Below are 7,173 nucleotides of genomic sequence, written 5' to 3'. Positions count from 1 at the left end.
TCGGCGACATCGGTCTGGGTGAACGGGAACGCGTAGCTGTTGTCGGTGACACGCCCCACGGCTTCCAGGCGTTGCAGCAACTCGCAGAACAGGTGGGCGATCCGCTGATCGGCTTGACGGCTGCCGATGTTGACCAGCCATTCGCGCAGCACGGCCTCGTCCACGAGGGCGCACCACATCAAGGCCCGCGTCACCCGCGGGTGGTGCGCCGTGATCTCCTCGATGGCGTGCCGGGGGATCTCGACCACATGGCAGGGCGAGATCGTGCCGATGTTGTGGTCCATCTGGTCGAGGATGAACACGTTCAGGTCGCAGAAATCGCCGGGCACGAAGAAGGCCATGATCTGGCGCTGGCCGTCAGGGAGCATTTTGTAGCGGCAGGCGTAGCCGTCAAGGATGAGATTCACGTTGCCGGGGGCGTCGCCTTCCTGGATCAGGTCTGTCCGCGCCGCCACCTGCCGCACCCGCGGGACGAACGCCCGCAGAGCCGCGCGTTCGGCGTCGGTGAGTTCCTCGAAGCTCTCAAGCTTGCGGATCAGTGCATCTTGCATCGGGCCACGGCTGCGAAGGGCAATCTGTCACCCTACGTCCGGTTTGAGACAAAACTCCCCATCATAAGACGGATTTTTGCAGTCATCTGCAGGTAAGCGGCTGAGGCTGTTATGGCTGTTCACGCCAAGATACACGGGAACGGACAGAGTACCCGACCGAGTGACCGTCTGCATTCGGGTACAGCAAGAGCCGCCTCTTGCGGAGAGATTGGTCGAAACCAGCCGGCGACTAGCTGCAGCGCCTCGCCGGCCCTGGCTCGCAACACACGAGGCGGTCGCCGCCTTGCTGGGGATCCCCGAGCCGCAGCAGGTTGCGCAGGTACGGGCAACACTGCAGAAGCTACAGCGGACAGATCAGGGCCCAGTCGGTTGAGCTGACATGACTGCGGCGGTCAACACGACCCGGAATGCCCTCTCCTGTGGCCCTGCCCAGTCCAAATTCTCGAAAGCCGGCGTCGCGTTCACGAGGGATGCGATGTCGAGGCGGTGGCCGCTGGCAAAGTGGTAGGGTCCGGCTGTCGGATCTCTGAGGTAGACGTCGATCGCCGCGACGATCTCCTGGCTGTTGATGATGTTGGCCCTGCGCAGATCGGCGACGGTCGGTCGTTCGGCCATGGTCGCGCTTATCATCCCCAACGTTGACTTAACCGTGCCGCCCGGCCGACATGGGCTGTTCCGGCCTGGCCCGCCTTGGCGAGTCGAGAGCCGGCAATTCAGGAGACCATCGCCGCGAGATAGACCCTGAAAAGCCAACAGCCCCTTCCCGGCAAGGAAGAGGCTGCTGAAAAACCTGGGGCCTGTGGGGCCGCACTCGAATGCCCCCCACAAGCCATGAGACCCCCCGGGGTGTCAAGACAGAACGCGTTTCTGTCAACGGGAAGGCTTTGCCTGGACCCTAGCCGCGGCCCGTGAGGGACCGGGACCGATGTTTCACGCCACCATGCGGTCGGCGATCGAGGGCGCGCGCACGCTCGCGCAGCTCGACGACCTGTCGCGCCAGATCTGGCAGGCACACGCCTCCCAGGCCGTGACCGATGCCGAGGCGCAGGGCCTGGCCGAGTTGTTGCACGACCGCAGGAGCACGATCCGCGAAGCGGTCGTGCCCGTCGGCATCCCGCTCGGCCGTGTGACGCTGTTCCCGCCCAAGCGCTTCCAGCGGGCTCCCGAGCGATCCGTAGCGATCGAGCGGCGCCGACGGCTGGCCTGCTCTGGTCCGATGCCGCCGGCCCTCGCCAGCAGGTTCACAGCGGGGCAGCTTGCGGTCCTCCGCATCGTCGGAGACGAGGTTGCCCGCAACGGCGCCTGCGGGTTGCCTGTCGACGCCATCGCAGCACGGGCTGGAGTGAGCCGACGGCTGGCTCAAGCAGCGATCCGGTTAGCCGAGGGCGATGGGCTGCTGACCATCCAGGAGCGGCGCCACCAGGGGCGGAAGAACGACCCGAATGTGCTCCGGATCATCTCGCGGGAGTGGCTGCAGTGGCTTCGGCGGGGAGGGCGATCGGCGGCCCCGGCGCTGCTGGGCAGCATAGGGTGCAAAAATCTGCACCCCACGGATAAGGGAGATCCACAAAGACAGGTTGTGGAAACGGCACCGTCGAAGGGCTGCCGGAGGGCAGCGGTCGACCTCGGCCGAAGCGATCCTGTGAGAATTCTCGCGAGCGGTAGGACCGGCCGAGCTATGCGGTGAGGGACTGCGGATGGACGATATGCCGAACGCCGGCGAGAGGCAGGTCGAGATCAGCGGCGTTGTATGCTGCTCGCCGGCTATGCGTTCAGCGCGGTTTCAGCACGCCCTGCGTGGACATAGCGTTGCTGTAAGATGACAGCCTTCGAACTCATCCAAGCTCTGGCGCAGGACGCCGCCATCGGCATCGTCGTAACCGATGCGACGATCGAACCGCCCGGACCAACCATCGTCTATGCCAACGCCGCCTTCGGGCTACTCGTCGGACGCGGCCTTGATGACATTGTCGGGCGGAGCCCCCGCTTTATGCAGGGCAAGGAAACACGCCGGACTGGCCTCGACGCGTTCCGGCGGGCTCTTACGTCTGGTGAGCGCTTCCATGGCTTTCTCACCAACTACCGCACCGACGGTACCAAGTATCGCGCCGAGATTGATTGTCGGCCGTTGCATGCCGCTGAGGGGCGGATCGAAAACTTCGTCGCGTTCCAGCGCGAGGTGATCCGCCGGATCGGGCGCCCCGCAACCAGCGCGGCCGGACGCTACGAACCGACCAGCGTAAGCAACGACTCATTAACCGAGGCTCTACGTGCACTTGCCGTGTTTGGACACGCGTAAGTTGTGCTTCTGCGCACAGATCCCGTGAATACTCCTGATAGAAAGCAGTCAAATGATGGATTATTGCCTTTAGGTTCCGAATAGGTATCATTTAACGATTAAGTAAGCGTCGTCACGCAGTATTATACTCAAGTTCATAGCTTCAGAGGGTTCATCGGCGACCTAACGCCACTCAACGCCACTCGTGGCTGGTCTCCGTACTTCTGTCGAACTGCCGCCAACGATCGCCAGGAGTCGATAACCATGTTCGGTGGAGCACGGCCGCATGCCGATCTCGTCGCCAAGTTCGACGCTTTGAGTCAGTCACAGGCGATCATCGAGTTCCGTCCCGACGGCACCATCCTCACCGCCAACACCAACTTCCTGAACGCCATGGGTTACACCCTGCCCGAGGTGCAGGGGCAGCACCACGCGATGTTCGTTGAGGTGGCCTACCGACACAGCGCCGAGTACCGCGCGTTCTGGGATGCCCTGCGGCAGGGCACGTTCCAAGCGGCCGAGTTCAAGCGTGTCGCCAAGGGTGGCCGGGCTGTCTGGATCCAGGCGAGCTACAATCCGGTGCTCGATCGCGCCGGCCGCGTCGTGAAGGTCGTCAAGTTCGCCACCGACATCACCGCGCAGAAGCTGCGCTCGTTGGACAGCGACGGCCAGATCACCGCCCTACAGCGCTCGCAGGCCGTGATCGCATTCGATCCCACCGGCACGATCCTCGACGCCAATCAGAACTTCCTCGACGCAGTCGGCTATCGGCTCGACGAGATCCGCGGTCGGCATCACAGCCTGTTCGTGGATGCAACCGAGCAGGCCGGGACGGCCTACCGCGGGTTCTGGGATCGGCTGGGCATGGGCGAGTTCGCCGCGGGCGAGTTCCGGCGCATCGCCAGGGGCGGTCGCGAGGTCTGGATCCAGGCGACCTACAACCCCATCACCGACGCGGATGGAACCGTGTTCAAAGTGGTGAAGTTCGCCGCCGACATCACAGCCCAAGTGCACGACCGCCAGCGCCGGGTCGAGGCACAACGGTCGATCGGCGCGGACCTCGACGCGATCGGCACCGCGGTTGAGGCCGTCACGCGGCAGACGGCCGAAGCGGCTGGGACCGTGGGACAGGTCTCCAGCGACATTCAGGCGGTAGCTTCGGGGGCGGAGGAACTGTCGGCATCCGTCGGCGAGATCAGCCAGCAGGTCAGCCACGCCGCGCGCATGGCCGGCGAGGCAGTCGAGCAGGCCCGGCATACCGGCAACATCGTTGAGGGCCTGAGCAGCCAAGCTACGCAGATCGGCGAGGTGGTGACGATGATCCAGGGCATCGCTGCGCAGACCAACCTGCTGGCGCTCAACGCCACAATCGAGGCCGCCCGCGCTGGGGCAGCGGGCAAGGGCTTTGCGGTGGTGGCCTCCGAGGTGAAAGCCTTGGCCGAGCAGACCGCGAAGGCGACCGACCAGATCCGGGTGCAGATCAGCGCGACCCAGGCGGCCACGCGCGAGGCGGTGGGGGCGATCGGCTCGATCCAGGGCACGATCCGCTCGCTGGACGAGGTTTCTGCGGCGATCGCGGCGGCGGTCGAGGAGCAGTCGGCCGTGACGCGGGAGATGTCGGGCAGCATGCACACGGCGGCCCACGGGGTGGCGACGATCGCCAGCGGCATGGAGGCGATCGCGCAAGCGAGCGAGCAGGTCGATGCCGCAACCCGCCAAGTCCGCGACGCTGCAAGGGCGGTCGCCTGAAGTCTCCACGAGGCTAGTCGTTTCAACTTTCCGCATGATCGTAGAGGCATCGCGTGTCCTGCGCCTACACACCGATCGATGAGGACGCTCGACTGCGGGCTTTGTCGGAGTTCGACGTCGTCGCGGCCGCGCCGGACCCCGCACTCACCCACGTCGTCGAACTCGCCGCCCAGCTGCTCGACGCCCCTACAGCGTTCGTCTCGTTTGTAGAGCGCGACCGTCAGGTGTTCCACGCCAAGCTCGGCCTCGATCTCAATGAGACCGACCGCGACGTCGCCTTCTGCTCGCGCACGATCCTGCAGGACGATGTGCTCGTCGTGCTCGATGCCACGCACGATCCGCGCTTCCGCGACAACCCGCTGGTCACCGGTGCCCCGTTCGTCCGCTTCTACGCTGGCGCGCCTCTGCGCACCGAGGACGGGCATACTATCGGCACGCTGTGTCTGGCCGGGCCCGAGCCGCGCACCGCGTTCACCGACCGCGACCAACGTGTCCTAACCAGCCTCGCCCGCCTCGTGCTCGACCGACTGGAACTGCGGCGAAGCACGATCGCCCAGCGAGCCACGCAGAGCCGGTTCGAGCACATCGCCGGGACCTCGCCAGACGGCATCATCTGCGCCGACGCGAGCGGACGAATTACTTTCTGGAACGATGCCGCCGAGCGCATCTTCGGCCACGTCGCTGAGGAGGTGCTCGGGCGGTCTATCGACCTAATCGTGCCGGAGCGGATGCTTAGCGGCCACGAGGGCAGCCTGCGCCAGCTCGCCGACGGCGCTCCTGGATCGCTGATCGGCCGCACGGTCGAGCTGTTCGGCCGTCACCGGCAGGGCGGCGAGTTCCCGATCGAGTTATCCCTATCGATGTGGCGCGAAGGGGATGCGTCGGCCTTCGGCGCGATCGTGCGCGACGTCAGCGACCGTCACGCGGTTGAGCGGCAGCTGTTTCGCCTTGCCCACCACGACGTGCTGACTGGTCTGCTCAATCGCAGCGTCTTGCATGGCCAGCTCACTGCTTCTTTGGCACAGGCGCTGCCCACGGCGGTGCTGATGCTCGACCTCGACGGGTTCAAGGACGTCAACGACGGGCATGGCCACGCCGTCGGCGACGCGGTACTGCGCCAGACAGCTGAGCGTGTGAAAGCCTGCGTCGGATCAGACGCCGTTGCGGCACGCCTGGGCGGTGATGAGTTCGCCGTCATTTTTCCCGACGTGGGTGACCCCCTGATCGCGATTGTGACAGCTGAGGCGATCCTCGCCGCCATGTCCGAGCCATTCCCGGTTGGAGGTCAACTCCTGCGTCTCAGCGCCAGCGTCGGCGTCGCTTTGAGTCCAGCCCACAGCGACGAAGCGGAAGACCTTCTGATCTGCGCCGATGCCGCGCTGTACCAGGCTAAGGCCGACGGGCGCGGTCGCTATCGTCTGTTCACGCCCAACCTGCGCGAGGCGGCTCAACGCGAGCGGATCTGCCGCGATGGACTCCGCAACGCCGTCGAGCGGGGCGAGTTCGAACTGCACTACCAACCGCAGGTGCGACTGTCCGACGGCGCACTCCTAGGGGCAGAAGCGCTGATCCGCTGGCGACATCCAGACCACGGGCTGATCGGGCCGGCCGCTTTCCTGACGACGCTGGAGACGGGGCAGCACGCAGCGGTGGTAGGCGACTGGGTGCTGCGCACGGCGTGCGCTCAGGCCGAGGTTTGGCGTCGGAATGGCGTTCCCGACTTCCGGATCGGTGTGAACCTGTTCGGAGCACAGTTCGCACGTGGTGACCTGACCGAGACGGTGAGCCGAGCTCTCATCGAGACCGGATTGCCAGGCGCGAACCTGGAGCTTGAGATCACCGAGAACATCATCCTGCGCCACGACGAGGTGCTCGTCGGTGCCTTGCGCGACCTGCGACGGCTGAGTGTCGGCGTGGCCTTCGACGACTACGGCACTGGCTACGCCTCACTCAGCCTGCTCAAGCGGTTTCCCCTCACGCGGCTGAAGATCGACCGCAGCTTCGTGCAGAACTTGTGCGAGGATCCACAGGACGCGGCGATCGTGCGGGCGATCCTCAAGCTGAGCCGCAGTTTCGGTTTGGAGGTCATCGCGGAGGGAGTGGAGACAGAGGAGCAGCGCCGACGCCTGATCGCGAAGGGGTGCGAGACGGCGCAGGGCTATCTATTCGGGCGGCCGATGCCGGCTGCGGAGTTCGCGGAGCGCTTTGGTCTGGTTGGCGACCGGTCTGCTGAGCCGGTGACAACCAGTCAACGCCGATCCGGGTAATCCAGGAAGCAGCACGGGTTTGAACCCGCAGGCTAGGCGTAGGGCCCGCCGAACAGGTCGCCGAGCGCCTTCCTACGGAACAGCGTGCGCCAGCGTCGCCGCTGATGCTCCGGCCGGTCGTGGATCATGTGGCACCGCTGGCAGAAGGCCGCGAGGTTGGCATCCGCGTTGTTCGAGGTGTCGTGATCCCGATGGGCTGCAGCTAGTGGTTGAGCTCTGACGGTTGAGTCCGTGTGGGGTTTCGGTTTGAGGCCCATCCTGCGAGTCTGGCCGGATGCGCAGTGGCATCTCTTTCACGCTCTCCACCTCGGATCGCCTTCGGCTCGAA

General features: G+C 65.3%; 7 protein-coding genes. 4 read left to right on the top strand and 3 right to left on the bottom strand.

What is annotated here, in order from left to right:
- On the bottom strand, positions 1-551 hold a 551-nt coding region (locus MKK63_RS22800; protein ID WP_244005886.1), incomplete at its 3' end, for a Crp/Fnr family transcriptional regulator.
- A 354-nt stretch (positions 552-905) separates the two neighbouring features.
- Positions 906-1,166 carry a hypothetical protein gene (locus tag MKK63_RS22795; RefSeq protein ID WP_244005884.1) on the bottom strand — a complete coding sequence of 87 codons (261 nt, stop codon included), beginning with the start codon at positions 1,164-1,166 and terminating at the stop codon, positions 906-908.
- Between the two features lie 325 nt (positions 1,167-1,491).
- On the opposite strand from MKK63_RS22795, the gene MKK63_RS22790 reads away from it, so the two are divergent.
- The 4 genes from MKK63_RS22790 to MKK63_RS22775 all read left to right on the top strand — a co-directional run bounded on the left by MKK63_RS22790 (position 1,492) and on the right by MKK63_RS22775 (position 6,845).
- Positions 1,492-2,238, top strand: a complete 747-nt coding sequence (locus tag MKK63_RS22790; protein ID WP_244005882.1) for a hypothetical protein — start codon at positions 1,492-1,494, stop codon at positions 2,236-2,238.
- 132 nt (positions 2,239-2,370) lie between these two features.
- On the top strand, positions 2,371-2,850 hold the full coding sequence (locus MKK63_RS22785) for a PAS domain-containing protein (RefSeq protein WP_244005879.1): 480 nt from the start codon (positions 2,371-2,373) through the stop codon (positions 2,848-2,850).
- Between the two features lie 243 nt (positions 2,851-3,093).
- Complete coding sequence (locus tag MKK63_RS22780; protein WP_244005877.1) at positions 3,094-4,578, top strand: methyl-accepting chemotaxis protein; 1,485 nt, start codon at positions 3,094-3,096, stop codon at positions 4,576-4,578.
- Positions 4,579-4,631: 53 nt separating this feature from the next.
- On the top strand, positions 4,632-6,845 hold the full coding sequence (locus MKK63_RS22775) for a putative bifunctional diguanylate cyclase/phosphodiesterase (RefSeq protein WP_244005875.1): 2,214 nt from the start codon (positions 4,632-4,634) through the stop codon (positions 6,843-6,845).
- A gap of 32 nt (positions 6,846-6,877) precedes the next feature.
- On the opposite strand, the gene MKK63_RS22770 is transcribed toward MKK63_RS22775, so the two are convergent.
- A complete protein-coding gene (locus MKK63_RS22770) occupies positions 6,878-7,102 on the bottom strand; it encodes a hypothetical protein (RefSeq protein WP_244005888.1) in 225 nt (74 codons plus the stop codon).
- Positions 7,103-7,173: the final 71 nt, after the last annotated feature.

Origin of the sequence: Methylobacterium sp. J-088 (assembly GCF_022829295.1) — a bacterium.
Taxonomy (GTDB): Bacteria; Pseudomonadota; Alphaproteobacteria; order Rhizobiales; family Beijerinckiaceae; genus Methylobacterium.
The sequence above is the reverse complement of the archived record's forward strand: the minus strand, read 5'-3'. Positions and strand labels throughout refer to the sequence as shown.